Origin of the sequence: Mesonia oceanica (genome assembly GCF_902499555.1) — a bacterium.
In the GTDB taxonomy this organism is placed as follows: Bacteria; Bacteroidota; Bacteroidia; order Flavobacteriales; family Flavobacteriaceae; genus Mesonia; species Mesonia oceanica.
In genome coordinates this window covers 64,148-86,690 of the sequence record NZ_CABVMM010000001.1, presented here as the reverse complement: position 1 = coordinate 86,690, position 22,543 = coordinate 64,148, and the positions used below count along the sequence as shown (strand labels likewise).

Sequence of the window (22,543 nt, the reverse complement as noted above, 5' to 3'; positions counted from 1 at the left end):
AATAATTTTCCTGCAAAATAAGATTTTTATAAAGAAAAAACACCCTCTTTTTAAAAGTTGTAAATTTTCTGTTTAGAAGCCCCTTGCGTTAATTCATTTGTAAAATATTAGCTTAAAATTTTCTATTTTATTATTTTGCGACTCCTTTTTAGCTCAAAAATCCTTTTTATGAAATTATATCCCATTGAAGCCGGAAATTTTAAACTTGATGGTGGAGCTATGTTTGGCGTAGTTCCCAAATCATTATGGTCTAGAACCAATCCGGCCGATAGTAATAATATGATCGATATTGGTGCTCGTTGTTTATTAATTGAAGAAGGAAATCAGCTTACGCTCATCGACAACGGACTTGGTGATAAACAAAGTGAAAAGTTTTTTAGCTATTATTATCCTTGGGGAGAATTCGATTTAGATTCTTCCTTAAAAAAACACGGATTTCATCGGGATGATATTACCGATGTTTTTTTAACTCATCTCCATTTTGACCATTGTGGTGGAAGTGTTCAATGGAATAAAGAGCGAACAGGTTACGAACCTGCCTTTAAAAATGCCAAATTCTGGACCAACAAAGAACACTGGGACTGGGCTATTAACCCCAACCCAAGGGAAAAAGCTTCCTTCTTAAAAGAAAACTTACTACCCATGGAAGAAAGCGGCCAACTTCACTTTCTAGAACGTACCCAAGGCTCTCATTTTTACGATCAGTTAAACTTTGGCGTCTTATTTGTAGATGGTCATACCGATAAACAAATGATTCCACATATTCAATATCAAGGTAAAACATTGGTTTTTATGGCAGATTTATTGCCTACAGCTGGTCATATTCCATTACCTTATGTCATGGGCTACGATACCAGACCTTTACTTACCTTAAGTGAAAAAGAAGCTTTTCTGGAAAAAGCTGCCGATGAAGGCTTTTACTTATTTATGGAACACGACGCACATAACGAAATAATTACCCTTAAACGAACCGAAAAAGGCGTTCGTTTAGATAAAACTTATACCTTTAACGAACTTTTTAATTCATAATATTTCAAATGAAAAGAGCATATATTAAACCTACTTTAGCAGTTGCGATGGCTGCATTTTTTGCCGTTAGTTGTGGTACTACTGGACCAAAAATTATTTCAACTCCCATTGAGAGTATAGATCAGCAACCCCTTAAAAATTCAGAATTAAGTGAAATTGAATTGAAAGGTTGGGGAGGATCAGACTTAGTTTCTGATACTATTCCCGGAATGAGTGTTCGAAAAGCTTATGAGGAAATTATCAAAGACTACAAAGGCAAAACCGTAATTGTAGGAGTAGTTGATAGTGGGGTAGATATTGATCACGAAGACCTTAAAAACGTTATCTGGACCAATGAAGATGAAATTCCGGGTAACGGCATTGACGACGACAACAACGGTTACATCGATGATATCCACGGTTGGAACTTCTTAGGAGACACGGTAGAAGAAAACATGGAGTTTGTAAGAATCCTAAGAAAGCTTAAACCAAAATATGAAGGAAAATCTGCTTCAGACATCAGTGCTGCTGATAAAGAAGAATTTGCGCTTTACGAAAGAGCTAAGAAAGAATATGACGAAGAATATGCAGAAGTAACTAGAAATATTAACCGTTACCAGCAAATTCTTCAACAGATAACTTCAGCACAAGCAGCTGCCGCAGAAAAAATAGGGAAAGAAAAATTCTCTTTAGAAGAATTAGAAGCCATGGAGGCAGATACCCCTGAACTTCAGCAACACAAAGCATTGCTAGTGAATATTATGAGTAGTGCGGGTGATGATATAGCTGCAGTAGAAAAAGAAATTCAAGGAGCGGTAGATTATTACCAAGGAAGATTAGAGTCTCATCTAAATATGGAATTAGACGGTAGAAAAACCGGTGATGATCCTGATGATCTTACCGATATCAACTATGGAAATAATGATGTAGATGGACCCGATCCTAAAAAAGAAGATGCCAAACACGGTACACACGTAGCCGGAATTATTGCTGCAGAACGCAATAACGGTATTGGAATTAATGGAGTTGCCGATAATGTAAAAATTATGGCAGTACGTGCAGTTCCCGATGGTGATGAATACGATAAAGATATCGCGTTAGGAATTAGATATGCCGTAGATAATGGTGCAAAAGTAATTAACACAAGTTTCGGTAAATATTACTCTACTCATCCAGAATGGGTCATGGACGCCATTAAATACGCGGCTAAAAACGATGTATTAATTGTAAATGCAGCAGGAAACGACGCCTTAGATATGGATGTAACCCGTATTTATCCTAACGACCAAACACCAGAAAATGAAGAAGAAATTGCCGACAACTTCCTCACCGTAGGAGCTTCTAACTTCGATTATGGTTCAGATTTAGTGGCAAGATTCTCTAATTACGGACAAACCAACGTAGACGTTTTTGCGCCTGGAACTAAAATTTGGTCAACCACCCCTAATAACGAATATGAGTTTTTACAAGGAACTTCTATGGCTTCTCCGGCAGTAGCAGGAGTAGCAGCAATGATTCGTTCTTTATATCCAAAACTAAGTGCCGCTCAAGTAAAAGAAGTGATTATGAAAAGCGGTTTAGCTTCTCCTCAAAAAGTAATGGTAGGGGGTAACTCAAAAGACATCAGACCTTTTGCTGAATTATCTGTTTCAGGAAAAATGGTGAACCTATACAACGCCTTAATTATGGCAAGCAAAATGTAATCTTCTTTTTTAGAAGTATTTTAATAAGGGCGTCAACTAGCTTATCTTAGCAAAGTAACGCCCTTTGTTTTTTAATTTAAATTTTTAAAACCTATGAAATTTAATTTTCAAATTTTATTGTTTTCCCTCTTCACTACAGGATGGGTAAGTGCTCAACAATCCTGTTATTGGCAACAAAAAGTAGACTACCAAATGGAGGTAGAGATGAATGTTAAAAACTATCAATACGATGGAGCGCAAGAACTTACCTATACCAATAATTCACCCGATACCCTAACCAAGGTTTTTTATCATTTATACTTTAATGCTTTTCAACCCGGAAGCCAAATGGATGCCCGCTTACAAGACATTCAAGATCCGGATGGCAGAATGGTAAACAACTTAGGAACTCGTGAAAATCCTAACTACGAAAGTAGAATTAGCAAGCTTAAGGAAGATGAAATTGGATACCTAAAAGTAACATCTTTAAAACAAAACGGAAAAAAACTAAACTATCAAACCATAGGAACGGTTTTAGAAGTTCAACTCAACAAACCTTTACTTCCGGGAAAATCTACTCAATTCAGTATGGATTTTGAAGGACAAGTTCCTGTTCAAATTAGACGTTCCGGTAGAAATAATGCAGAAGGAGTGGCACTTTCCATGACACAATGGTATCCAAAATTAGCGGAATACGATTTTGAAGGTTGGCATGCCGATCCTTACATTGCTCGTGAATTTCACGGTGTTTGGGGAGATTTTGATGTTAAAATCACCATTGATAAAGATTACACTTTAGGCGGTACCGGTTACTTACAGAACCCTGAAGAAATCGGGCATGGGTACGAAGAAGAAGGACAAAAAGTAAAACAAAAAGGCCGAAAATTAACTTGGCATTTTAAAGCCCCTAATGTACATGATTTTACGTGGGCTGCCGATCCAAACTTTATTCACGACAAATTAAAAGCTGAAGACGGAACAATGCTTCATTTTTTATACAAAGACAACGATGAATATAAAGACGCTTGGAAAAAATTACAACCGAAGACTGCTGAATTATTAGCCTATTACAATGAGCATATTGGTCCGTATCCTTACGATCAATATTCTGTAATTCAAGGTGGCGACGGTGGTATGGAATACGCGATGTGTACCTTAATTACCGGTGAAAGAAATTATGAAAGTTTAGTAGGCGTCACCGCTCACGAATTTGCACATTCTTGGTTTCAGTTTGTTTTGGCTACCAACGAATCTCAAAACGAATGGATGGATGAAGGTTTTACCACTTATATCTCTGTGCTTGCAGAAGATAAAATCCTCAATAAAAACAGCGATCATCCTTTAAGTAGTTCTTATAGAAATTATAATTATATAGCAAATTCTGGACAAGAACAACCGCTTACTACGCACGCCGACCGTTACCGCACCAATATGAATTACGGAATTGGCGCTTACAGTAAAGGCTCTGTTTTCTTAGCACAATTAGGCTATATTATTGGTGAAGAAAACTTAGCAAAAACCTTAAAACGTTACTTCCAAGAATGGAAATTTAAACATCCAACACCCAACGATTTTATTCGTGTAGCCGAAAAAGTAAGTGGAGCTGAACTAAGTTGGTACTTAAATGATTTTACCAGAACCATTAACACCATTGACTACGCTATCGAAAAGGTGGAAGCTAAAGGAAGAAATACCGAAATTACCTTAAAACGAATCGGTTTAATGCCGATGCCTATTGAAGTGGAAGTTACTTTCAAGGATAATTCCACTCAAAAATACTATATTCCTTTAGAGATGATGCGTTGGGAGCAATCCGATAATGGCAAACAATTAGAAGATTGGGGTTGGGGACATCCTACCTATTCTTTTGAAATTGAAAAATCAAAAGCCGGAATCAAGAAAATAGAAGTCGACTCCGGTCAATTAATGGCCGATATTGATCGCGACAATAATGTGTGGGAAAATTAAATTTTTTAAATGATTAAGGTTTTCGTCATTCCGTGCCTGACACGGAATCTCCTACAAAATGGAAAAATAAAGCTTTGTGGATAAGACCTTGAACAACACTCAGGGTGACGGTAACTTTTAGAATACATGAAAAACATCATAAAAACCTTTCAATTTCAAGTTGAAAGGTTTTTTTTTGATTATAATTAATCTGAATATTTTTTATGAACGTCATGCTGAACTGTCACACTGAGCCGAGTCGAAGTGTTGTTTCAGCATCTCATAAAGCTGCTAAATCAAAGGCCAATAAATGAAGCAAAGCTTAGGAAAAGCCGAAAAACTAAAGAGCAAAATTGTTATTTCAAAACTTTTTGAAGAAGGGAGAATTCTAAAAAGTTTTCCACTCAAATTGGTATATCTGCCGTTAACCAACAACAGCCAAGATCATCAAGTGGCATTTTCAGTACCTAAACGTAGTTTTAAACTGGCGGTAGATCGCAATTATTTAAAACGATTATTGCGGGAAGCTTACCGTAAAAATAAACCTGTTTTAGGAGAAGAAGAAACGCCGTACGCCTTGATGTTTATTTATTTAGGAAGAAAAAAATTCAGTTTACCGGAACTAGAAAAATCTATTCAAAAATTATTGACTAAATTTAGAGAGCAAGAATAAACCGCACGAAGATGAAGAAACGTATTATTTTACCGATGGTCGCCCTATTGATCTTTTTCACGACGACTTCTTATAAATCAGATTTTTTTGAAATCGCCAAGCAAATTGAAATTTTCACGACGCTTTTCAAAGAAATCAATATGAATTATGTGGATGAAACCAATCCGGCAGAATTAATGGATACCGCCATTACTGCAATGTTGGAAGAGTTAGATCCCTATACCGTGTATTGGAACGAACAAGAAGTAGAACAGGCAAGAATTCAGAATTCCGGGGAATATACCGGGATTGGAGCTTCGGTACAAACCAGGGATCATAAAATCACCATTATAGAACCTTATAAAGGTTATCCCGCCGATAAAGCCGGTTTAAAAGCCGGAGATGAGATTATAAAGATTGGTGATGTAGATTTATCTGAATTTGCAAATGATGCAGGAGAATTGCTGAAAGGCTCTCCGGGAACTTCCGTTCAACTTACCTTTAAACGTCAAGGGAAAATTAAAACGACCGAGTTGAATCGGGAAGCGGTAGAATTACATGCCGTGCCTTATTCTAAATTAATCGATGGCGATATTGGCTATATCGTGCTTTCCAAATTCAATAGAAAAGCTTCTTCTGAAGTAGCTACCGCTATAAAGGAATTAAAAGAGCAAGGAGCGAAGAAAATTATTTTAGACTTGCGTGGAAATCCCGGCGGTTTATTAACAGAAGCGGTGAACACCACCAATATTTTTGTAGATAAAGAGGAAGTCATCACGACCACCAAATCGGTGATTGAAAAATATAACAAAACTTACAAAACCCAACGCGACCCAATGGATAAAGAAATTCCGTTAGCCGTGTTGATCAACGGAAGAAGTGCTTCTGCCAGTGAAATTGTTTCGGGGGGTTTACAAGATTTAGACCGGGCCGTGGTGATTGGTGCCCGAAGTTTTGGAAAAGGTTTGGTACAACGTCCAAAAAAACTCACTTACAATACTCAGATGAAAGTGACTATCTCCCGCTATTTTACGCCAAGTGGAAGATGTATTCAAGCCTTAGATTATTGGCACAGGGATAAAGAAGGCAATGCGGTAAGAACTAAAGCAGAAGATTACAATGAATTTACCACCCGTAATGGAAGAAAAGTGTACGACGGTGGTGGAATTTTACCCGATATTCTATTAGAAACTTCTGAATATAGCGGTGTGACGCAAGCTTTAATGGAAAAAAATGCCATTTTCGATTATGCCACCAACTATTATTATAATCACCAATTAGCGCAACCGGAACAGTTTAAATTTACCGATGCCGATTACGAAGATTTTAAAAAGTTCTTGAGTTCAACCGATTTTGATTATACCACCAAAACCGAAAAAGAATTAAAAGAAACCTTTAAAACCGCAAAAGAAGAAGGCTTTAATGAAGATATTAAAAATCAGTACCAAAAACTTTTAAAAGAGATTGAAAAAGCAAAAGCTCAAGATCTAGAAGATAAAAAACCGGAAATCGTAAGTTTATTGACCGATGAAATTATCAAGCGTTATTTCTATCAAGAAGGTTTATACGATTATTATATTGAAGAAAATCCAGAGATCATAAAAGCGAAAGAAGTATTGAACAATACCAACCAATACAACAAAATTTTAGGGAAGTCGTGAAAATAGAATTTTTAACCAAAGAAGAAAGCAATCGCCAACAGCAGGAAGAATTTTTAAAACTCTCCCCTGCAGAACGTTTTTATGCTTTTTTGGACTTGAGTTACCGGTTAAAAGATTTTCCTCACCAAGAGAACAAAAAACCTCCTTCAGATAATTTTGTAATTGAGATAAAGTATGAATAGTCTGTGGAAAAAACAGATAGATAATTTTATTTATTTAGCTTATAAATATGAAGTTAAAATGCTCATGGTTGGAGGAGGGGCTGTTAACTTTCACGGCTATCAGCGTCATTCTGCCGATGTAGATTTCTGGATTGAAACTTCTGAAAACAATTTTGATAAGCTCTGTAAAGTTTTCAATGAAATGGGATATGAAATAGATAGTTTTCCAAAAGAAGTTAAGAACAAGAAAAAAAACATTTCTGTAAAATTTTCTCCTGAAGATTTAAACCTAGAATTAATTACCAATTTTTCTAGTTTTAAAACTTTTGATGAAGCCTACCAAAATAGCGAATTAGTTGAAATTAATAAATCTCAGGTTTTAAAATGGCGGGTCCTTTCTTATGAGGATCTTATTGCTTCTAAATTAAGGTCACAACGACCTAAAGACTTGCTAGATATTCAACAATTAAAAGAAATAAAAGAGAATAAAAATTAAAAATCGACTCCAACTTCAATACCAAGGGTTTTTAGCCACTTTTCCGCTTTGGGAAGGCAAAGAATTATTTGATTTACCACAATTTAAAATCCCTAAAAGTTCCACTTCACTTGCAAAAGAATTAGAAATTCCGCCGAATTTGGTATTGGGAAAACGAGCAGAAATTTTTTTTGCTGAAGCCATTCGGCAATCTTCTCATTATGATTTAATCGCTCAGAACCTCCAGCTCATTCACAACAAACAAACGCTAGGAGAATTCGATTTTTTTCTAAAAGAACAAAATACGCAACAAAGTCTTCATGTGGAATTGGTCTATAAGTTTTATGTGTACGATTCTAGTTTTAAGCAGCAACTCGACCGATGGATTGGCCCTAACCGAAAAGACAGCTTACTTAAAAAAATTGAACATATAAAGTCACACCAATTTCCCTTATTGTTTCGGGAAGAAAGTCAAGAATTACTTCAACAACAAGCAATTGAATTGGAAAAAATTCAGCAACGAGTCTGTTTTTTAGCCCATCTATTTGTACCTAAGTCCTTATTCCATCAGCAATTTGAATTGGTCAATAAGCATTGTATTTCCGGCTATTGGTTGCACGGATATGAATTTACAGAAACTGAATATGGCGAATTTCAATTTTATTCGCCTAAAAAACCCGATTGGCCCATCCAACCTCAACATCACCAAGACTGGAAATCGTTTCCCGAAATTTTAGCGGAAGTGAATTACTTACTTCAGCATCAAAAGGCAGCACTGATCTGGATGAAAAAAGACGAACATACGTTTGAACGCTTTTTTGTGGTTTGGTGGTAAAATTAATCCTTCGTTGAGACAAACAATTCTCGGATGTCAACTTCTAAAAATTTAGCAATCTGATAAAATACTTCTACCGAAGGTTGAACATCATTGGTACACCATCTTGAAACAGTTGACTCTGTTTTGCTAAGATGTTTAGCAAGTTCTTTGGAGGAGACACTCTTTTCAGCCAAAACCGCTTTTATTCGATTATAATTTATTTTCTCCCTCATGCCATTGAATTTATAATTAACTATAAATCAATAAAATAATTCATTTTAAATATGGATTGATAAATGATTAAAATTAAAAAAATCCTGCAAGGTCTCTTTTCTGACCTTGTAGGTGTATTTTTCAATTGTAACAAAACCTACAAGCTTTCTAAAAGCCTGCACGACTGGAAGCAAACTTTAAGAAATAAGAGGTTTAGGGATGAAACTACTCTTTTGTAGGTACCAATAAAACTCTAACGTCAACATCTAGAATATTTGCAATCTTTCGAAGGGTCTCAATACTTGGCTGTGCGTTGTTATTACAATAGTTGGTGACAATCACATAACTCTTTTCAATTTGTTCTGCTAACCAGGTTTGTGTTCTTCCTTGTTCTTTTAATACTTCCTTAATTCGGTTCATTTTAACCATTCGCGTATGCTGTTCTGAAGTTTTACATACGGCTCAACCCTATGAATTCATACCGTATGTTAATCACTTTTTAATAGTATGTGAAATTACAATACTAAAAAGTATTTTAAAATAATATATACTACAAAATAAGTACCTTGAAAAGTGATATACCAAAGCCCATTTAGAAGAAATTGTTTATACATAGTTAGAAAACTTAAATGCCATGCGCGATTTATTGGCCATTATGAAACTACAATTCAAAATATCAATAAAACACTTCGCGAAGAAATCAGTCAATTTAAAGAAAAGAAATTTACCTATTCCACCCGACGAACTTCAAAATCTTAAATTGATAAAGGAGTAGGAGACTTCGAAATCAAAATAGAACTCCTTACTACCCCAAAACTTTCCAACAATAAGTTCGCTAAAGTTATCCTTCAGAAAACCAAGCCAACAATTTTTCGTATATTTTAGAAAAAATGGAAATGAAGTTTTTTATCCATGATTCTAGAAAATTATTTCTCTTGCTTTTGCTAAGTGTTTCAGTGACTTTTACCGCTTGTGCAAACAAGAAAAAAACTCCACCACATGTAACTTCTTCAGCAGAAAAAGTAGATCTATTTCAGCTTTCCAAAAATTTCTATAATGCTGTAAAAAAGGGAAATTCAGCAGGAAAATATATCGAACAGCTCAACCATATTTCTAAAGAAAGCTTAGAAAATCAACTGACCAACAATACGAAAAAGAAAGCTTTTTGGTTGAATATTTATAACACGTATGTGCAATATTTATTGAAGGAAAATCCTGATTTATATAAAGACCGTTCCAGCTTTTTTAAAGACGAGCGTTTCACGATTGCCGGAGAAAAAATGAGTTTAGATGATGTGGAACATGGAATGATTCGGGATTCTCGCGTAAAACTTTCGTATGGGCATTTAAAAGATCCCTTTGCTTCTAAATTTGAAAAGAAATTCCGTGTCTCTGAAGTGGATTGGCGTATTCATTTTGCTTTGAATTGCGGAGCGAAAAGTTGTCCGCCAGTAAGCTTTTATAAAGTGGAGACTTTAGATGAGCAATTGGAAAAATCGGCACAAGCTTATTTAAAACGGGAAGTGAAATTCAATCAAAAAGAAAATAAGGTTTACGTACCAAGATTAATGGATTGGTTTCGGGCAGATTTCGAGGGGAAAGATGGCATCATCAAAATTTTGAAAAACTATCAGCTTATTCCAACATCATCTGATCCCGAGGTTGAATTCTTAGATTATAATTGGGAATTGGATTTAGATAATTATAGTAATAATTCGAATTAAAAAACTCCATGACCAATTGAAATCTTGATAAGAATTTTATATTGAAACTTCTATTTAACAGACATTTCGATACAAATTTTCCCTGAAAATTCACGCTATGTCCAATAACAAAAATTTTTATAGCAACTTCAGCCATGATTAGTATTATAATTCCGGTAATTAATGAAGAAGAAAATCTTGAAAAATTGCTACCGTATTTGCAAGAAAATAAGGCTGAAGAAATTATTGTTGTGGATGGGGGAAGTACCGATAAAAGTAGGGAAGTAGCTAAAAAATTTCAAGTAACCCTAATTTCTTCAGCCAAAGGGAGGGCAAAACAAATGAATGCCGGTGCTAAAGCTGCAAATGGTGATCTTCTCTATTTTGTACACGCCGATAGTTTACCGCCCAAAAGCTTTTCTTCTGCTATTTTAAATCATTTAAATGAAACTGTTCAATTTGGTTGTTTTCGTTCGTTATTCGATACCAAAAATAAGTTTCTGCTTTTCAATAGCTATTTTTCACGTTTTAAAGGATTGATGTTTCGTGGCGGTGGACAAACCTTGTGGATTACTAAGGAATTATTTAACCGCTTAAAAGGTTACGATGAATCGCTCCAACTAATGGAAGAATACGATTTTATAAAACGTGCTTCTCAAGTTTCAGATTATCAAGTGATCCAACAAGATGTGTTGGTGAGTACCCGAACATACGACTACCACGGAAATTTTAAAACACAATTGGTGTATGCACTTGTAATGTTTGGCTTTTTTAGAGGAATACCCCAAGACCAATTATTAAAATTTGCAAAGTTTTGGTTGAAGTAGGTAAATTTCAGGAACGTCAATTCGAATGAAAATCTTTTACGATTTTGGTATCGAGAATAGTGAATATAAAATTTGTTCTTGATACAATTTTGCTTCGTTTCACTGCGCAAAATCACTCGAACCGACTAATTTTAATTTCTTAATATATTATGGTAAAATATCGAAATTTACATCATTCCAGACCTGCCATTCGGCAGGCAGGCTTGTTTTGGAATCTCATCACTAAATAAAAGCAGGATGAGATTCTGAATCAACATTTCGACTCCGCTCAATGTGACAAAAGGATGACGAGAATTTACCAATTGATACTTAATGGATGATATACAATTTCCTTTATTTTAATTATTTATCGGTTACTACTCGATAAGTAGGATCTTCGATAATATTCACATCGATAACTGCCTCGGCATTTCTCAATAACTTTCTACAGTCGCCACTTAAATGTTTTAAATGAACCTTTTTTCCCTGCTTGGCATAAAGTTCCGTAAGTTTATTAAGGGATTCGATAGCCGACATATCTACAATTCTACTTTCGGTAAAATCGACGATAATTTCTTGAGGGTCATTTAATGCATCAAACTTGGTCATAAAGGTGGTGGTTGAACCGAAGAATAGCGGACCGTAAATCTCGTAATGCTTGATTCCGTTTTCATCAATATGCTTTCTGGCACGAATGCGTTTGGCGTTATCCCAAGCAAAAACCAAGGCAGAAATAATAACCCCAATTAATACTGCTAAGGCTAAATTATGTAAGAAAACCGTAATTAGGGTTACCAATAGCATGACAAAAATATCGTGTTTTGGCATTTTGGTAAATACCCTAAAACTTGCCCACTCAAAGGTACCAAAAGCTACCATAATCATTACCCCAACTAACGCTGCCATAGGTAATAATTCAATAACCGGAGCACCTACCAAAATAATAGTTAGAATGGTAAGTGCAGCAATAATCCCAGAGAGTCTAGCGCGAGAGCCGGAAGATAAATTCACTAAGGTTTGTGCAATCATAGGGCAACCACCCATCCCAAAGAAAAAGCCATTAGCGATATTAGCGGTTCCTTGAGCAACACACTCACGGTTACTTTGCCCTTTGGTTCCTGTAATTTCATCCACCAAATTCAGGGTTAATAAACCTTCGGTTAAACCTACCGCTGCCATAATTAATCCATAAGGAAGTATGGTTTTAAAAGCTTCATAGGTAAAAGGAATATCTGGAATATGAAACGGAGGCAAACTTCCACTAACAGAAGCAATATCTACCACTTGTTTGGTATCTATCCCAAAAAAATAAACAATAGCAAAAACCACAATAATGGCCACTAATGAAGAAGGAATAGCCTTTGTAAACCTGGGTAAAATAACAATAATCCCAATGGTTAATGCCACTAAACCGGCCATAATTAAAAATGGTGTTCCCGTCATCCATTCAAACCCATCACCTGTTCTTACCTTAAACTGTTCAAGTTGTGACATGAAAATAATAACGGCAAGACCATTCACAAAACCAAACATCACCGGTTGGGGAACAAGTCGAATAAACTTCCCTAGCTTGAACAAGCCCACAATAATTTGGATAATCCCTGCAATAATCACGGCACCAAAGACGTAGTCAAGTCCGTGAGAAACCATAAGCGCGATAAGAACCACAGTAGTAGCTCCGGCTCCCCCGGAAACTAGTCCTGGACGACCTCCTAAAACCGCCGTAATTAAGCCCATAATAAAAGAGGCATAAAGCCCTACCAAGGGAGGAAAACCGGCTAAAATAGCAAAAGATAATGATTCAGGAATCATCGTCATCGCTACCGTTAAACCAGCTAATATTTCGGTTTTATAATTTACTTTTTGTTTAAAGTCAAAAAGATTGAGCACTTTCTTCATAGCCGCTAAAATTTTAAGCGGGCAAAAGTAATTATAAATGGCCTCTCTACCAAAGGCTATGTCTTTAACTTTGTGTAAATTAATTTTTTATCATGGCAATGTGTGGAATACCATCTTCTAAATATCCTTCGCCTATTTGATGAAAATTATGAGCCTCGTAAAAATGGGTAAGGTACTGTTGTGCAGAAAGTTTAATCGTGGTGGTTTGATAGCGCTGTTGAATTTCTTCAATAGAAGCTTTTAAAATTTGATGGCCATAACCAAATTTTCGTTCTGAGTCTTTCACGACCACCCGACCAATAGCTGCTTCTTCAAAATAAATATGGGGAGCAAAACAGCGGGTATAGGCGACTACTTTTCCTTCTTTTTTTCCTAAAACGTGAAGGGCTTGATCGTCTTTTCCATCAATATCCTGATATACACAATCTTGTTCCACCACAAAAACTTCAGAACGTAATTGAAGGATCTCATATAATTCTGTAGTGGTTAATTCTTCAAAAATCTTGGTGGCTACTTGAAACATACTTTAATCTTGAACGATGATTGATTTATTATCAGGCTTATTAAATTCCGGTTGAATATTAATATGATTGATCCCAAATTCGTTAATTTGTTTTTCAATTTTCACCAGAATTTCATCAAATTCAGAAAGGGTAATATTTTCGTTAAAATCTACGTGCGCTTCTAAGTGTACTTCATTTTCGTTTAGTTGCCATACATGAATATGGTGCATGTTTTTTATTTCTTTAATTTCACCAACTTTAGAAGCAATGGTCTTCAAGGGAATTTCTTGTGGAGTAAATAGCATTAATACCTTAAAACTATCCCGTAATAAATCCCAACCTACAAATATTAAGTATAAAGCAATGGCAGCGGTTAGTAAACTATCTATCCAATAAATTTGATAGAATTTCATAAGCAATCCACCTATAAGCACAGCTACAGAAGCAAGCATATCGGTTAATAAATGCAAGTAAGCCGAACGCATGTTCATATTGGTTTTGCTGTCTTTCTTCATTAATAAGACACTCAAACCATTCCCGGCAATGGCTAGAATCGCTAACCAAATCACCATCGTTGATTCAATAGGTTCCGGATGAAAAAAACGAATCACTGCTTCTTTAATTAAAATAATCGCAATCACAATTAAAGAAAGCGCATTGACGAATGCGGCTATAATTTCAGCTCGTTTATAACCAAAAGTCTTTTGATAAGAAGCCTCTTTACCAGCAATTTTATTAGCGATGTAGCTGATAATTAACGAAACTACATCGCTAAAATTATGTAAAGCATCAGATAGTAAAGATAAACTTCCACTTACCAAGCCACCCACTACTTGGGCAACGGTAATCCCTATATTTAATAAAATGGAATACCAAAGGTTTTTGCCTTTTACCGCTTGGTGGCTATGTCCCGAATGTTGATGCATAGGTTTACTGGCAAGCAATTTTATCTACACGGCGTTGATGTCTCCCTCCTTCAAAAGGCGTATCTAAAAAGGTTTTTACCATTTCTACCGCTTGTGGTAAGGAAGTAAATCTTGCAGGAATACTCAATACATTGGCATCGTTATGTTCACGAGCCAATTGTGCCAATTCTTTCGTCCAACATAAAGCAGCCCTAATACCTTGATGTTTATTAGCGGTCATAGCGGCACCGTTACCACTTCCGCAGATAATAATTCCTAAATGTACTTTTTCATTTTCTACATCATTGGCAACCGGATGAACAAAATCCGGATAATCTACGCTATCGGCTTCATTAGTACCGTAATTTATTACTTCAATATCCCTACTTTCAAGGTATTTTACGATTTGGTTTTTATAATCTGTACCAGCGTGGTCATTACCGATGGCAATTTTCATGAGATTAGGTTTAAAAGTTAGGCTACAAAGGTAAATAATCGCTTATTAACAGGAAGAATTATGCTTGTTAATTAAATTTTTTAAAGCGCTTGTTTCCACAATTTTAAAAATTAACAACAAATGTGAATAACTATAAATGAAATCTGACAAAGTTTTTTTGATTATCCCAGAAAAAAATCAATCAGCACAATTTTTCGGATTTACCAAATAAGTTTTTCAGTTTCTAACAAAAAGTTATTCATAGTCAAAAACAGGTTATCAACATCATTTTTTATACTAAACAATTCACTTTTTCAATATCAACACAAGCTTTAATAATTGTTAATAAAGTGTGAAGCTTATTTCATTTCCAAGTACTTAAAATTAACAATACGCATAAATTGTTGTTGAGTATTATTCAATAGTGAGAAATCAAAATTTAATTTCAACAAAATTTACCGCTATTCACAAGCAATAATATACCATCATTTAGATTTTAAAATTTAAAAAAAAAAATAATTATTATTAGTACTGTTAATAACAACTAAGCTTTAGATTATTTTTAAATGAGAAGTGTAATTGAATTCTTCTAAAAGGAGTTTTGCTTCTTGAAAGTCTTCGGGATGAATTTTTAAATGAATGCCTCCGTTGGGGGAAGAATGAAAAGGCATGATGCCTAGAACGGTTTCATTTTGAAAGAAAAATCGAATTTCTTCCCGTTCTAAGATAGATTTTAAAACGGCATATTGAAATGGATTGCTAAAAGTAGCTAAATGCAAATAGTCTCTCATGAAAATTTATAAAAGACTAAAATAAGCTTTTATATCTTAATATTTTCTGAAATGTACTGAAGTTGTGGAAGTTCTATGAATAACTTCAGGTTCATTTTTAGAACTTAAGTAAGTATTGATGGTTATCAATAAATAGGTGAAGCCTATTAGAAAAATAAGAAAAAAAAGTAAGTATAAACGCTTTTGTTTGTACATAATTTTTAATATATATACTACAAAGTTAATAAATTTTAAGATACGATTAACATTTCAAAGTTATTTTATCTTTAATTTTTTCATTTAGTCCTCTATATTTCAATTGAGTAGTCACTTAACAAAACTTTAATTTAAAAGAATCGCATTCTTAATTTTTAAATGTATTTTTAATTTTTAACAAATAAAGAAGAGAAGAAGATAGTAGATGGCAAAGAGATCAAGTAAGCGTAAAAGAACATCAAAAAATATACCCGGACTTTCAAAAAAAATATTGAAGGTACTTCGCAATCATCCCAATCAAACTTTTAATTACAAGCAATTAGCTGACGTATTGGATATTACCAATGCCAATGGTAGAAACCAGATTATTAAAAAGCTGGCAACCTTGGTAAAAAGCAAACAGATAGCACAAGCAGAGCGTGGGAAGTTTAAAATTAACGAAGAAGTTAATTATTACGAAGGCGTTTTAGATATGACTACCCGTAAGGACGGTTATGTGATTGTAGAAGAGCTGGAAGAAGATGTATACATTCCGCAGAAAAATATAAATAAAGCTTTTGATGGGGACCGCGTAAAAATTTATGTGTACCGAAAAAGAACCAATAAAAAGAACGAAGGCGAAGTCGTGGAAGTAATCGAACGCAAGAAATTGAATTTTGTGGGAATACTTCACCTCAACGATAAATTTGGATTTGTAGAAATACAAAATCCAAAGATGTATACCGATATTTTTGTACCCAAAGACAAATTGCCCAAAGAAGCCAAAAACGGATTGGTGGTGACGGTTAAATTTGAAAAATGGGACGATAAAGATTCGCCAACCGGAAGTGTGATGGAAGTCTTGGGAGAACCTGGTAGTCATGAAACCGAAATGCAAACTATTTTAATAGAAAATGGTTTACCGCATGATTTCCCGAAAGAAGTGGAAGAATTTGCCAATCAATTAGATACTTCGATTCAAGAAAAAGAAATTAAAAAGCGTCGCGATATGCGGGATACGCTTACGTTCACTATCGACCCGAAAGATGCGAAAGATTTTGACGATGCGCTGAGTTTTAAAATCCTGGAAAACGGAAATTATGAGATTGGTATTCACATTGCCGATGTTTCGCATTATGTAGAACCGGGAACCATCTTAGATGATGAAGCTTATGAACGGGGTACTTCAATCTATTTAGTAGATAGAGTAGTACCGATGTTACCGGAAGTGTTATCGAATAATGCTTGTTCCTTACGACCTCATGAAGAGAAATATACCTTTTCTGCCGTTTTTGAAATCAATAAAAAAGCGGAAGTTGTGAAGAATTGGTTCGGAAGAACGGTCACCTATAGTGATGCCCGTTTTGCTTATGAAGAAGCTCAGCATATTATTGAAACCAAAAAGGGAAGTATTCCCAATGAAATTTCACTTACCGGAAAGCTTTACGATACCACTCCGGAGATTGTAGAAGCGGTCTTGACCTTGGATAGTTTAGCTAAAAAAATGCGTGCCAAACGAATGTCAAGCGGTGCCATTTCTTTTGATAAGGTGGAAGTGAAATTTAATTTAGATGAACATAACGATCCTATTGGCGTTTATTTTAAAACCTCCCAAGATGCCAATAAGCTCATTGAAGAGTTTATGCTCTTGGCCAATAAAAAAGTATCTGAGTTCATCGGAAAGCAAGAACCACAAAAAACATTTGTGTACCGTTGCCATGACGAACCAAATGATGATAAATTAGCCGCTTTAGAGAACGTTGTTGGTAAATTTGGATATAAGCTTAACCTGAAAGATAGAAAATCGGTCAGCCGTTCTTTAAACGGTCTTTTAAAAGATGTTCAGGGTAAAAAAGAACAAAATATGGTCGATACCTTGACCATTCGTACGATGAGTAAAGCCTATTACAGTACAAACAATATTGGTCATTATGGCTTGGCGTTTGATTATTATTCACATTTTACCTCACCTATTCGCCGTTATCCCGATGTGATGGCCCATCGTTTATTGCAACGTTATATCGATGGAAAAAATTCGGCCAACGAAGAAGAATACGAAGGCCGTTGTAACCATTGTAGTGATATGGAAATGTTTGCTACCAATGCAGAACGGGATTCCATCAAATACATGCAAGTAAAGTTTATGCAGGACCATCAAAACGAACAGTTTTTAGGGGTTATTTCCGGTGTGACAGAATGGGGAATTTATGTAGAAATCGAGCAAAATAAATGTGAAGGAATGGTGCGTTTACGTGATATTAAAGAAGACCATTTTGAATTTGATCAGGAGAATTTTGCCATTGTAGGTAAAAAAACCAAAAAGGTGTATCAATTAGGCGATGAGGTTTATGTTACTGTAAAAAATGCCGATTTAGTAAAACGTCATTTAGATTTTAATTTAGTGGGGGCAAGGCAAGAAGTAGAGGTGTAATTCCTGCGAAGGCAGAAATCTTATTCTCAGTATCTAATTATTAAGTAAGAAGAATAAATTTTAAAGTGATGCTATCCTATTAAATTATAAAATGCTTATAGAGTTACTTTAGTTCTAAGTTTCCTTTTCAGCTTCAATTAACATCATTTTCAGAAAATTAAGTAAGATTCCTTTGTAAATTTGTAGGTATCATTCATTTAAATCAAATCCTTATGAAAAAGTTATTTTTTTTATTCTTAGTAAGTGTTAGTTGTGCTGGCTTTGCACAAAAAACAGAAATAGACCTTGCAGAAGATTTTTCAGAAATCAAGATTTATAGTAAAATTCAGGCGACTTTGATTCCCTCCAACGAAAATAAAATTGTCGCTACCGGTTTCGATAACGATGAAATCGAAGCGAAAGTAAAAAACGGTGTTTTAAAAATAAAACTCGGTTTAGATAATATTTGGAGCGAAACCGATACCAAAATTAAAGTCTATTACAAAACGGCAGAGGTGATTGATGCCAACGAAGGTTCTTATATAGAAATTGAAGGAAGTATCGAACAAAGCTTCCTAAATTTAAAAGTACAAGAAGGTGCTCAAATCATCGCCGGTTCTTTAACTATAGACAATTTAGAAATAAAAAGTGTTACGGGAGGAGTAATCCAAACTTCCGGGAAAGCTATTAATCAGACGGTTGAAGTAAAAACCGGAGGTAATTATGATGGGGAAGATTTAAAAACCGATACAACCGAAGTAAAAGTACAGGCTGGAGGAGAGGCAGATGTAAACGCTTCTAAATACTGTAAAGCAAAAGTACAAGCCGGTGGTGACATTCATATTTACGGTCAACCAGAAAAAGTAGATAAAAAGACCACTTTGGGAGGAACCATTAAGCTTAGGTAAAATTAAATTGCTATTGCTTACCTTTGTGTAAACGAGTTTAGAAAACAATTTTATGCTACAAGACATTTTTGCAGGAATTCCGTTAGGCTTTTTTTTGGCCTTCTTGTTAGGTCCTGTATTTTTTGTTTTATTGGAAACTGCTGCCATCAAAGGATTTCGGGCAGCAGTTTTTTTTGATATTGGTGTGATTATAGCCGATATTTTCTTTCTATCAATAGCTTATTTAGGGACTAGCAAATTATTGAACAGCATCAAAGACGATCCCGCCTTGTTTATATTTGGTGGTTGTATCATGGCTACTTACGGGGTAATTACGTTTGTAAAAGAGAAAAAAGCTATTCCGCATCCAGATGAAGAAGAAGGGATTAGAAAACTAAAGAAAAGTGCTTTATTTCAACTCGCCATTAAAGGGTTTCTACTCAATTTTGTAAATATTGGTGTATTAGGTTTTTGGTTAGGCTTGATTATTATATTTGGTCCGCAATTAGAAATGGATCCAGAACGCTTATTAGTGTTTTTTACCACCGTAATCGCCACTTATTTTGTGATTGACTTATTGAAGATATTATTGGCTAAACGCTTAAATCATAAATTAACCCCTACTCGAATTTACCGCTTAAAAAGGGGAATTAGTGTGGTGATTGTTATCTTTGGTCTGGTATTGGTTTCCCGCGGAATTTTTCCTTCAGAAATGGAACAATTGGAAAACAGAGTAGAAAACGTGATTCCTAATAACGATAACGACGATTTATAAAAAAAGCCTTTCCATTTGGAAAGGCTTTTTTCTTGAGGTGCCGAGCGGATTCGAACCGCTGTACATGGTTTTGCAGACCACTGCCTAGCCACTCGGCCACGGCACCCTTTACATTTAAGGACTGCAAATGTAATAAATTTTAGCTAAAAGCAAATATTTATCTTGCTTTAGATAATATAATTGATACATTTTCTACATCTCCTCCCAGGGGCGGATTGATTTTAGAAACTGTTACTTCTGCTTGTTCTACCATTTCCAAGTCATGAAAAATACGGTCAATGATGCGTTTAGCCACATGTTCCAAGAGTTTCGAACGCTGCGCCATTTCTTCTTTTACAATGCGGTTAAGGTGCACATAATCAACGGTATCTTTTAATTCATCTGAAACGGAAGAAGTTTCCAAAGCGGCATGAATCTCTACATCTACCCGGTAATCGCTACCTATTTTTCCTTCTTCGGTTAAACAACCGTGATGTGCAAATACCCGTATGTTATTCAGCTTAATAATTCCCATAAAATATTTTTTGTAAAAATAAGGTTTAAAATTTTTTCTTAGCTGTTTCTCCCGTAACAACTTTTAAACTATCAATATATTTTCCTTCGATTCCTACTACAAAACAAGTATATAATTTTTGGGATTCAATAGTTAGTTGTTCTTGGGCTACATTTACTTTACTTCCTTTCAATTTCCAATTTACGCTATATTGAAAGGTTGAAAGTGCTTTAGTTTGGGATAGCTTGGGATAGGTAAGTGAAGGTAGTTTTTTGGTAATTGTTTCTTGATTTGAAAAAACTTCTGCTGAAATCTCTTCTACTCCGGCTGCTAAATGAACCCATCTTATTTTTGCTTCGTCTTTACCGCATTCAAATTCATCATTTAACACTTTTAGTTGCGGTAAATTTCCGTTGGGCGTGGTTGCTTCTTCACCTTCCACAATTTCGTGTAATTTTGTTTTGGTGGTTTTTTCATTGGTAGTGGGGTTTTCCTGTAAAATTCCATAAAGCATCAAGGTATAAACTCCACTGGTCCCAATGCCTATTTTTTTCTTTAGTAGTAATTGATTTTCAGCTTTTACTTCTACTGTATAAGTTCCTGAATTTATAGGTTGATAATCTGATAATTCGGTATACTTCATTTGTTGCTGAAGGGAAGGTTTTCCTTTTTTCGTAAAGGTAATTTCCACTGGAAGATCGGTGAACATAAACTGTCCTATACGCAGTTTTGAGGGTTTTTCCTCGGATGAATGACAACTAAAAAGCAGTAGCATTCCCATCAATAACGTTATAAATTTAGTGTTCATCTTCTTGGGCTTTTTGTTGTGTTTTTTCTTTTTTCTTTAATAAGTAGGGTCTCCCCATAATGATGAGTAAGACCAAGGCTAAAATTCCACCTAGGGCAATGGGTTTAGAAATCACTAACCTAAAAATCAATGCCAAGCCTACTAAGATTCCAATAATAATTCCCATTAAGGGGATCCATTTTCGTTTTTCAGATTCGCGGTAAGCAATCCAATTCACAATTCCGAAGGTAAATAAGAAGGCTAAACTTGCTGCTTCCACCAATGAACTCAATGAGCCGACAATAGCTAAGGTCCCGGCTAAAGTACCTAGAACAATAATCGATCGATCGGGAACATCGTTTTTATTGGTGTGATTAAACCAAGAAGGAAGTTCGTTTTGAGAGGCAATACGTTTGGATAAATTGGCTGTAGAAAATAAAGTTGAATTAATGGCAGCTGCCGTGGCAAAACCTGCAGCAACGGTCATGACGATAAGTCCGGTTTTCCCAAAAGCCGATTCAGCCGAAATGGACAAAGCAATTTCTTTAAAACTAATCATAGAAGTGGCACCACCAACCATGGTTGCTCCAAGCGCTACTACCGCATAAAGGATGACCACAAAAATGACCGCGCTCATTAATGTTGGCATAAAGCTTTTTTCGGGATTTTTAATTTTATCGTATTCGTAGGTAAGTAGCTGAAAGCCTTCATAAGCCATAAATATGGAAGCTCCTCCAATTAAACTGGACCAAATGGGCCGCGGACTGATCCCCGCGGTAAGTTGAGAGGTGTCCCAATGGGCTAGTCCGTAAATACCTAAAGCCAATAATACGAGAAGGTTAACGGAAACGATAATAATCTCCACATTGGTCAGTTTTCCTACTCCTGCTAAATTCAATAAAATTAAAGCGATGACAATGCCTGCAGCGAGCAAACGCATTAATAAAGGATCACCGTGAAAAGCAAAGGAAAGGTAATGTCCAAAAGCATAAGCGTAAACCGATATGGTTAAGACATAGCCAATAATTAATAACCAGCTGAGGTTACCGGCCATTTTTTTATCATCTACCTTTTCAAGAAATACAAAGGCACCCCCTTCTTCGTGAAATTTATTGGTGAGAAATACATAACTATAGGCTGATGGAATAGCGATAAGTCCAGTAAGAACAAAAGCTAACCAGGTCCATTGTGCAGAAACAGCAATGACGACACCAAGAACTGTATAAATACCGCCACCTACCATTCCTCCGGCAGCAAGTGCCCAAACGGATAACGGATTTAATTTAGAGGAATTTTTAGCCATGGCTCAGAACTTCTAAAAATTCAACAATAGGAGAGGAGTTGTAATTTTTCATAAG

At 35.4% G+C, this 22,543-nt stretch carries 23 protein-coding genes and 1 tRNA gene; 13 read left to right on the top strand and 11 right to left on the bottom strand.

Features of this window, described 5'->3' with window-relative positions; translation table 11 throughout:
• The first annotated feature begins 168 nt into the window (after positions 1 to 168).
• The 8 genes from FVB9532_RS00410 (at position 169) to FVB9532_RS00375 (ending at position 8,421) form a co-directional block, all read left to right on the top strand.
• A complete protein-coding gene (locus FVB9532_RS00410) occupies positions 169 to 1,029 on the top strand; it encodes an MBL fold metallo-hydrolase (protein WP_150543238.1) in 861 nt (286 codons plus the stop codon).
• A gap of 8 nt (positions 1,030 to 1,037) precedes the next feature.
• On the top strand, positions 1,038 to 2,711 hold the full coding sequence (locus tag FVB9532_RS00405) for a S8 family peptidase (RefSeq protein ID WP_150543237.1): 1,674 nt from the start codon (positions 1,038 to 1,040) through the stop codon (positions 2,709 to 2,711).
• A gap of 93 nt (positions 2,712 to 2,804) precedes the next feature.
• Complete coding sequence (locus FVB9532_RS00400; RefSeq protein WP_150543236.1) at positions 2,805 to 4,658, top strand: M1 family metallopeptidase; 1,854 nt, start codon at positions 2,805 to 2,807, stop codon at positions 4,656 to 4,658.
• A 289-nt stretch (positions 4,659 to 4,947) separates the two neighbouring features.
• Positions 4,948 to 5,310 (top strand): ribonuclease P protein component, encoded by a 363-nt coding sequence (rnpA, locus tag FVB9532_RS00395; RefSeq protein WP_150543235.1) that lies wholly within the window; start codon positions 4,948 to 4,950, stop codon positions 5,308 to 5,310.
• Positions 5,311 to 5,321: 11 nt separating this feature from the next.
• Positions 5,322 to 6,950: a S41 family peptidase gene (locus FVB9532_RS00390; RefSeq protein WP_150543234.1), complete on the top strand. Its 1,629-nt coding sequence runs from the start codon at positions 5,322 to 5,324 to the stop codon at positions 6,948 to 6,950.
• The gene (locus tag FVB9532_RS00385) at positions 6,947 to 7,132 is read left to right on the top strand and encodes a hypothetical protein (RefSeq protein ID WP_150543233.1); all 186 of its coding nucleotides are present in this window, start codon (positions 6,947 to 6,949) and stop codon (positions 7,130 to 7,132) included. The genes FVB9532_RS00390 and FVB9532_RS00385 overlap by 4 nt, the downstream gene beginning before the upstream one ends.
• Positions 7,125 to 7,607: a nucleotidyl transferase AbiEii/AbiGii toxin family protein gene (locus FVB9532_RS00380; protein WP_150543232.1), complete on the top strand. Its 483-nt coding sequence runs from the start codon at positions 7,125 to 7,127 to the stop codon at positions 7,605 to 7,607. The genes FVB9532_RS00385 and FVB9532_RS00380 overlap by 8 nt, the downstream gene beginning before the upstream one ends.
• The gene (locus FVB9532_RS00375) at positions 7,597 to 8,421 is read left to right on the top strand and encodes a DUF1853 family protein (RefSeq protein WP_150543231.1); all 825 of its coding nucleotides are present in this window, start codon (positions 7,597 to 7,599) and stop codon (positions 8,419 to 8,421) included. The genes FVB9532_RS00380 and FVB9532_RS00375 overlap by 11 nt, the downstream gene beginning before the upstream one ends.
• Before the next feature lie 2 nt (positions 8,422 to 8,423).
• Here the strand turns inward: FVB9532_RS00375 and FVB9532_RS00370 are convergent, their stop codons facing one another.
• On the bottom strand, positions 8,424 to 8,636 hold the full coding sequence (locus FVB9532_RS00370) for a helix-turn-helix transcriptional regulator (protein ID WP_150543230.1): 213 nt from the start codon (positions 8,634 to 8,636) through the stop codon (positions 8,424 to 8,426).
• A gap of 205 nt (positions 8,637 to 8,841) precedes the next feature.
• Positions 8,842 to 9,036 carry a helix-turn-helix transcriptional regulator gene (locus FVB9532_RS00365; RefSeq protein ID WP_150543229.1) on the bottom strand — a complete coding sequence of 65 codons (195 nt, stop codon included), beginning with the start codon at positions 9,034 to 9,036 and terminating at the stop codon, positions 8,842 to 8,844.
• Between the two features lie 476 nt (positions 9,037 to 9,512).
• Here FVB9532_RS00365 and FVB9532_RS00360 point away from each other — a divergent pair, with 476 nt between their 5' ends.
• Both FVB9532_RS00360 and FVB9532_RS00355 read left to right on the top strand, forming a co-directional pair.
• Positions 9,513 to 10,340 carry a DUF547 domain-containing protein gene (locus FVB9532_RS00360; RefSeq protein ID WP_194716449.1) on the top strand — a complete coding sequence of 276 codons (828 nt, stop codon included), beginning with the start codon at positions 9,513 to 9,515 and terminating at the stop codon, positions 10,338 to 10,340.
• Positions 10,341 to 10,474: 134 nt separating this feature from the next.
• Positions 10,475 to 11,146 carry a TIGR04283 family arsenosugar biosynthesis glycosyltransferase gene (locus tag FVB9532_RS00355; protein WP_150543227.1) on the top strand — a complete coding sequence of 224 codons (672 nt, stop codon included), beginning with the start codon at positions 10,475 to 10,477 and terminating at the stop codon, positions 11,144 to 11,146.
• Between the two features lie 342 nt (positions 11,147 to 11,488).
• Here FVB9532_RS00355 and FVB9532_RS00350 read toward each other — a convergent pair whose 3' ends face one another.
• The 5 genes from FVB9532_RS00350 to FVB9532_RS00330 all read right to left on the bottom strand — a co-directional run bounded on the left by FVB9532_RS00350 (position 11,489) and on the right by FVB9532_RS00330 (position 15,659).
• Positions 11,489 to 13,024, bottom strand: a complete 1,536-nt coding sequence (locus tag FVB9532_RS00350; protein WP_150543226.1) for a SulP family inorganic anion transporter — start codon at positions 13,022 to 13,024, stop codon at positions 11,489 to 11,491.
• Positions 13,025 to 13,103: 79 nt separating this feature from the next.
• The gene (locus tag FVB9532_RS00345) at positions 13,104 to 13,547 is read right to left on the bottom strand and encodes a GNAT family N-acetyltransferase (RefSeq protein WP_150543225.1); all 444 of its coding nucleotides are present in this window, start codon (positions 13,545 to 13,547) and stop codon (positions 13,104 to 13,106) included.
• A gap of 3 nt (positions 13,548 to 13,550) precedes the next feature.
• Positions 13,551 to 14,453: a cation diffusion facilitator family transporter gene (locus tag FVB9532_RS00340; RefSeq protein WP_150543224.1), complete on the bottom strand. Its 903-nt coding sequence runs from the start codon at positions 14,451 to 14,453 to the stop codon at positions 13,551 to 13,553.
• Positions 14,454 to 14,457: 4 nt separating this feature from the next.
• Positions 14,458 to 14,889 carry a ribose 5-phosphate isomerase B gene (rpiB, locus tag FVB9532_RS00335; RefSeq protein ID WP_150543223.1) on the bottom strand — a complete coding sequence of 144 codons (432 nt, stop codon included), beginning with the start codon at positions 14,887 to 14,889 and terminating at the stop codon, positions 14,458 to 14,460.
• Positions 14,890 to 15,419: 530 nt separating this feature from the next.
• Positions 15,420 to 15,659: a putative signal transducing protein gene (locus tag FVB9532_RS00330; protein ID WP_150543222.1), complete on the bottom strand. Its 240-nt coding sequence runs from the start codon at positions 15,657 to 15,659 to the stop codon at positions 15,420 to 15,422.
• Between the two features lie 400 nt (positions 15,660 to 16,059).
• Here FVB9532_RS00330 and rnr point away from each other — a divergent pair, with 400 nt between their 5' ends.
• The 3 genes from rnr to FVB9532_RS00315 all read left to right on the top strand — a co-directional run bounded on the left by rnr (position 16,060) and on the right by FVB9532_RS00315 (position 19,905).
• Positions 16,060 to 18,264, top strand: coding sequence for a ribonuclease R (gene rnr, locus FVB9532_RS00325; RefSeq protein WP_150543221.1), 2,205 nt, complete (start codon positions 16,060 to 16,062; stop codon positions 18,262 to 18,264).
• Between the two features lie 212 nt (positions 18,265 to 18,476).
• Entirely contained in the window at positions 18,477 to 19,151 is a 675-nt protein-coding gene (locus FVB9532_RS00320) for a head GIN domain-containing protein (protein ID WP_150543220.1), read from the top strand.
• Positions 19,152 to 19,203: 52 nt separating this feature from the next.
• Positions 19,204 to 19,905, top strand: a complete 702-nt coding sequence (locus tag FVB9532_RS00315; protein WP_150543219.1) for a LysE family translocator — start codon at positions 19,204 to 19,206, stop codon at positions 19,903 to 19,905.
• Positions 19,906 to 19,940: 35 nt separating this feature from the next.
• Here the strand turns inward: FVB9532_RS00315 and FVB9532_RS00310 are convergent.
• From FVB9532_RS00310 to FVB9532_RS00295, 4 genes are all read right to left on the bottom strand, one after another.
• A tRNA-Cys gene (locus FVB9532_RS00310) sits at positions 19,941 to 20,011 on the bottom strand.
• Positions 20,012 to 20,062: 51 nt separating this feature from the next.
• The gene (folB, locus tag FVB9532_RS00305) at positions 20,063 to 20,419 is read right to left on the bottom strand and encodes a dihydroneopterin aldolase (RefSeq protein WP_150543218.1); all 357 of its coding nucleotides are present in this window, start codon (positions 20,417 to 20,419) and stop codon (positions 20,063 to 20,065) included.
• A gap of 25 nt (positions 20,420 to 20,444) precedes the next feature.
• Positions 20,445 to 21,206 carry a DUF4397 domain-containing protein gene (locus FVB9532_RS00300; RefSeq protein WP_150543217.1) on the bottom strand — a complete coding sequence of 254 codons (762 nt, stop codon included), beginning with the start codon at positions 21,204 to 21,206 and terminating at the stop codon, positions 20,445 to 20,447.
• Entirely contained in the window at positions 21,196 to 22,488 is a 1,293-nt protein-coding gene (locus FVB9532_RS00295; RefSeq protein ID WP_150543216.1) for an APC family permease, read from the bottom strand. Before FVB9532_RS00295 ends, FVB9532_RS00300 begins: the two co-directional genes overlap by 11 nt.
• Positions 22,489 to 22,543 lie beyond the last annotated feature (55 nt).

Bases quoted from the DNA above. Each gene is read 5' to 3' on its own strand.
- FVB9532_RS00410 (WP_150543238.1), top strand. From the start codon at position 169: ATGAAATTATATCCCATTGAAGCCGGAAATTTTAAACTTGATGGTGGA.
- FVB9532_RS00405 (WP_150543237.1), top strand. From the start codon at position 1,038: ATGAAAAGAGCATATATTAAACCTACTTTAGCAGTTGCGATGGCTGCA.
- FVB9532_RS00400 (WP_150543236.1), top strand. From the start codon at position 2,805: ATGAAATTTAATTTTCAAATTTTATTGTTTTCCCTCTTCACTACAGGA.
- rnpA (WP_150543235.1), top strand. From the start codon at position 4,948: ATGAAGCAAAGCTTAGGAAAAGCCGAAAAACTAAAGAGCAAAATTGTT.
- FVB9532_RS00390 (WP_150543234.1), top strand. From the start codon at position 5,322: ATGAAGAAACGTATTATTTTACCGATGGTCGCCCTATTGATCTTTTTC.
- FVB9532_RS00380 (WP_150543232.1), top strand. From the start codon at position 7,125: ATGAATAGTCTGTGGAAAAAACAGATAGATAATTTTATTTATTTAGCT.
- FVB9532_RS00370 (WP_150543230.1), bottom strand. From the start codon at position 8,636: ATGAGGGAGAAAATAAATTATAATCGAATAAAAGCGGTTTTGGCTGAA.
- FVB9532_RS00365 (WP_150543229.1), bottom strand. From the start codon at position 9,036: ATGAACCGAATTAAGGAAGTATTAAAAGAACAAGGAAGAACACAAACC.
- FVB9532_RS00360 (WP_194716449.1), top strand. From the start codon at position 9,513: ATGAAGTTTTTTATCCATGATTCTAGAAAATTATTTCTCTTGCTTTTG.
- FVB9532_RS00355 (WP_150543227.1), top strand. From the start codon at position 10,475: ATGATTAGTATTATAATTCCGGTAATTAATGAAGAAGAAAATCTTGAA.
- FVB9532_RS00350 (WP_150543226.1), bottom strand. From the start codon at position 13,024: ATGAAGAAAGTGCTCAATCTTTTTGACTTTAAACAAAAAGTAAATTAT.
- FVB9532_RS00345 (WP_150543225.1), bottom strand. From the start codon at position 13,547: ATGTTTCAAGTAGCCACCAAGATTTTTGAAGAATTAACCACTACAGAA.
- FVB9532_RS00340 (WP_150543224.1), bottom strand. From the start codon at position 14,453: ATGCATCAACATTCGGGACATAGCCACCAAGCGGTAAAAGGCAAAAAC.
- rpiB (WP_150543223.1), bottom strand. From the start codon at position 14,889: ATGAAAATTGCCATCGGTAATGACCACGCTGGTACAGATTATAAAAAC.
- FVB9532_RS00330 (WP_150543222.1), bottom strand. From the start codon at position 15,659: ATGAGAGACTATTTGCATTTAGCTACTTTTAGCAATCCATTTCAATAT.
- rnr (WP_150543221.1), top strand. From the start codon at position 16,060: ATGGCAAAGAGATCAAGTAAGCGTAAAAGAACATCAAAAAATATACCC.
- FVB9532_RS00320 (WP_150543220.1), top strand. From the start codon at position 18,477: ATGAAAAAGTTATTTTTTTTATTCTTAGTAAGTGTTAGTTGTGCTGGC.
- FVB9532_RS00315 (WP_150543219.1), top strand. From the start codon at position 19,204: ATGCTACAAGACATTTTTGCAGGAATTCCGTTAGGCTTTTTTTTGGCC.
- folB (WP_150543218.1), bottom strand. From the start codon at position 20,419: ATGGGAATTATTAAGCTGAATAACATACGGGTATTTGCACATCACGGT.
- FVB9532_RS00300 (WP_150543217.1), bottom strand. From the start codon at position 21,206: ATGAACACTAAATTTATAACGTTATTGATGGGAATGCTACTGCTTTTT.
- FVB9532_RS00295 (WP_150543216.1), bottom strand. From the start codon at position 22,488: ATGGCTAAAAATTCCTCTAAATTAAATCCGTTATCCGTTTGGGCACTT.